General features: G+C 58.7%; 3 protein-coding genes and 1 pseudogene. All 4 read right to left on the reverse strand.

Going from position 1 to position 3,265, the window contains the following annotated elements; genetic code table 11:
• Positions 1–169: 169 nt before the first annotated feature.
• On the reverse strand, positions 170–1,165 hold the full coding sequence (gene rfaD / locus ACRC1E_RS03550; RefSeq protein ID WP_438513735.1) for an ADP-glyceromanno-heptose 6-epimerase: 996 nt from the start codon (positions 1,163–1,165) through the stop codon (positions 170–172).
• A 37-nt stretch (positions 1,166–1,202) separates the two neighbouring features.
• Positions 1,203–2,165: a D-glycero-beta-D-manno-heptose-7-phosphate kinase gene (gene rfaE1 / locus ACRC1E_RS03555; RefSeq protein ID WP_438513736.1), complete on the reverse strand. Its 963-nt coding sequence runs from the start codon at positions 2,163–2,165 to the stop codon at positions 1,203–1,205.
• Positions 2,165–2,923, reverse strand: coding sequence for an orotidine-5'-phosphate decarboxylase (pyrF, locus tag ACRC1E_RS03560; protein WP_438513737.1), 759 nt, complete (start codon positions 2,921–2,923; stop codon positions 2,165–2,167). Before pyrF ends, rfaE1 begins: the two co-directional genes overlap by 1 nt.
• Positions 2,924–2,949: 26 nt before the next feature.
• A pseudogene (locus tag ACRC1E_RS03565) lies at positions 2,950–3,265 on the reverse strand (lipopolysaccharide assembly protein LapB); the annotation flags it as partial.

Raw genomic sequence — 3,265 nt, forward strand, 5'->3', positions numbered from 1 at the left:
CCAGCGGCGTATTACCGACAAAGTCTTCGAGATATTTGAATTCGGGCACGACACAGCACTCTCGCCTGATGACAGACGGGCATTATACCGTCAGCACAACTCATTTCAGCAGTCGGAAGGCAAAAACGACAAGACCCGCATAAAGCGGGTCTTTCGGGCTGGCGGTGCCTTACTTCGTCATCAGGAAGTCGACATAGCGATCAACCCCCTGCTCCACACTCAGCATGGGCTCGTTGTAGCCCGCCTCGCGCAAATGGCTGATATCAGCCTCGGTAAAGCTCTGGTACTTGCCCTTGAGCGCATCTGGAAACTCGATGTACTCCAGAATACCCTGCTCCACCAGTTCGGACAAAGACAGCCCAGGCAGGCCTTGATGCCGGCGACAGGCATTGACGGTGGCGACGGCCACGTCATTGAACGGCTGCGCCCGCCCCGAACCCAGGTTGAAAATGCCGCTTTGCTCGGGGTGGTCGAGGAAATGCATCGTGACCTTGACCACATCCTCGATGGATACGAAATCACGGCTTTGCATGCCGTCGCCCCAGCCATCCCAGCCACCAAACAGCTTGACCTTGCCGGCCTCACGGTACTGGTTGAAGTTATGAAAGGCTACCGATGCCATCCGCCCCTTGTGCTGCTCGTGCGGCCCGTAGACATTAAAGTAACGAAAGCCCACGACCTGCGCCGTCAGACCTTCAGTCATACGCTGACGCAAGACCTGATCGAACAGGAATTTGGAATAGCCGTAAACGTTAAGCGGGCCTTCGAATTCGCGGCTTTCGCGAAATACTGTCCCGCCGCCGTATACCGCTGCACTGGACGCATACAGGAACGGGATCTCTTCGGACTGGCAGTAATCCAACAACGCCAGCGTGTACTGGTAGTTGTTATCCATCATGAACTTGCCGTCATGATTCATGGTATCGGAGCAGGCCCCCTCATGCAGGATGGCACTGATTTCGCCCTCGAATTCACCCTCCAGCAACAACGCCAGAAAGTCCTGCTTGTCGAGGTAGTTGGAGATATTGCAATCCACCAGATTCCTGAACTTGTCGCCCTCACTCAGATCATCAACCGCAATAATGTCGTTAAAACCACGCTCGTTCAGCGCCTTGACCAAATTGGAGCCGATAAATCCGGCGGCGCCGGTCACTACAATACTCATGCTTATCTCCTGAACGGGCATCGCTCATGCGGCCCGTTTAAAGTGCGAACAGTTCCTGTTGCGTACATACCGCCGTACCCAGCTTGGCCACCACGATGCCGGCAGCCGCGTTGGCCAGCGTGACCGCCTGCGCCATAGGCAAGCCTGCGGCGAGACCCAGACCCAAGGTGGCGATCACGGTATCCCCCGCGCCGGACACATCGAATACTTCACGGGCAAAGGTCGGCTGATGCAATACGCCATCGGCCTGAAACAAGGTCATCCCTTCTTCGCTACGCGTCACCAGCAAAGCCGTCAGCGCCAACTGTGCGCGCAAGGCTTCGGCCTTGGCACACAGCTGTGCCTCATCCGACCAGCGCCCGACCACCTGTCGAAACTCGCTACGATTAGGGGTCAGTAAGGTCGCGCCGGCATACTTGCTGTAATCCTCACCCTTGGGATCGATCAGCACCGGGCAGCCCACGGCATTGGCCAGCTCGACCATACGCGCCACATGGGTCAAGCCCCCTTTACCATAGTCGGACAAAATCACGACATCATGCTGCGCCACCAAAGTGGCAAACTCTTCCAATTTATCGGCCAGTATCTCGTGGCTGGGCGTATCTTCGAAGTCGAGACGGATCAGCTGCTGCTGACGGGCAACCACCCTGAGTTTAATCGTAGTCGCGATACTGGCATCGCGCTTGAACGAGGTCGCGACGCCGGCGCCCTGCATCAGGCGCTCCAGCGCATCGGCGGCCTCATCATCTCCGACTACCGACAACAGGGTCGCCTGGCCGCCCAAACCAGCGATATTGCGCGCCACATTGGCAGCACCGCCGGCACGCTCTTCCATTTTTTCGATGCGCGCCACCGGTACCGGCGCCTCGGGCGAGATACGCGTGGCATCGCCAAACCAGTAACGATCGAGCATCACATCGCCCACGACCAGTACGCGCGCGCCTTTCAGCCGCTCACGCAAGACATCAGCCGTCAGGCCCAGCGAAGATATCAAGTCCATCATGCCCCCTGCGCGACTGCAGAGCGCTGAAACAGGGCAATATCGCTATTGATCTGCTGCAGCACCGCCAATGGGTCGGCCGCCTTGGTGATAGGCCGGCCTATCACCAGATAGTCGGCACCGGCAGCCAGCGCGGCCGATGGCGTCATCACGCGCCGCTGATCGTCGGCAACGGCATCGGCCAGACGGATGCCCGGCGTCACCAGTTTGAAGTCCAGTCCCAGCTCGCCACGCAATAGCGTAGCCTCCTGCGCAGAGCTCACCACACCATCCAGACCGCAATCCTGAGCCAGACGCGCCAGACGCAATACCTGCTGCTGCGGCGTCAGGCTGATGCCGACCTCGGCCAGATCAGCCATTTCCATACTGGTGAGTACCGTCACGCCTATCAGCAGCGGACGCTGGCTGTAAGGCGCCATCGCCTCGCGTGCAGCCTCCATCATGCGGCGACCGCCCGATGCATGCACATCCACCATCCACACGCCCAGTTCGGCGGCCATCGCGCAGGCATGCGCAACCGTATTGGGAATATCGTGAAATTTCAAATCGAGAAAAACCTGAAAGCCGCGCGCAACCAGTGCCTCGATCAGCGAACGACCGGAGGCGGTAAACAATTCCTTGCCGACCTTGACACGGCAGGCCGCCGGATCCAGACGGGCAGCAAACGACAAAGCCGTAGCGGCATCATCAAAATCAAAAGCGACAATTACAGGGGACAACGGCTGCACGGGCAGGCCGGCACAAACCAGCGGATTCATCAGACTACATCCTTGTACAAAATTATTCAGCCTTCGCTGCGGTTGGGACTGAAGCTTTCCCACTCGCCACAAGCGGGGCAATGCCAGAAAAAGGCGCGCGAACGGAAGTTGCAACGGCGGCAACGGTGCTGGGTCAGACGCTGTGCATATTTAAGTACCAGAGCGCGCACCAGTTCGGCATCCGAGCGCCCTTCCTGTGTCAACAAGCCGCCCATTTGCGCTTCGATCAGCCTATAGGCCCCGGCCAGATTGGGCCGCAGATGCACGGCATCACGCGTCACGCTAAGCGCACGCGCCTCCCCTTCATAGGTCGCGACCTTCTCGTACAGCAAGTCAGTCAGC

The sequence above is a fragment of the Craterilacuibacter sp. genome, assembly GCF_051659485.1.
In the GTDB taxonomy this organism is placed as follows: Bacteria; Pseudomonadota; Gammaproteobacteria; order Burkholderiales; family Chromobacteriaceae; genus Craterilacuibacter.

Bases quoted from the DNA above. Each gene is read 5' to 3' on its own strand.
- pyrF (WP_438513737.1), bottom strand. From the start codon at position 2,923: ATGAATCCGCTGGTTTGTGCCGGCCTGCCCGTGCAGCCGTTGTCCCCT.
- rfaD (WP_438513735.1), bottom strand. From the start codon at position 1,165: ATGAGTATTGTAGTGACCGGCGCCGCCGGATTTATCGGCTCCAATTTG.
- rfaE1 (WP_438513736.1), bottom strand. From the start codon at position 2,165: ATGGACTTGATATCTTCGCTGGGCCTGACGGCTGATGTCTTGCGTGAG.